Here is a 223-nt window from a genome sequence, read left to right on the forward strand (position 1 = left end):
GAATGGGGTGTGACGACCACCTTCTTCTTTGGTGAGGATGTATGCCTCAGCTTTGAACTTGGTGTGAGGAGTAACGGAACCTGGCTTACACAGAACCTGGCCACGCTCAACTTCTTCACGACCAACACCACGGATCAGTGCACCAATGTTGTCGCCTGCTTCACCCTGATCGAGCAGCTTGCGGAACATTTCAACACCAGTAACAGTGGTTTTAGCTGTTTCT

Annotated in this window: 1 protein-coding gene; it reads right to left on the reverse strand. The window is 50.7% G+C overall.

Going from position 1 to position 223, the window contains the following annotated elements; genetic code table 11:
• The coding region (locus tag AC3CB2_RS23515) for an EF-Tu/IF-2/RF-3 family GTPase (protein WP_352936796.1) at positions 1 to 223 on the reverse strand (223 nt) is incomplete at both ends.

The sequence above is a fragment of the Pseudovibrio sp. SCP20 genome (genome assembly GCF_057774105.1).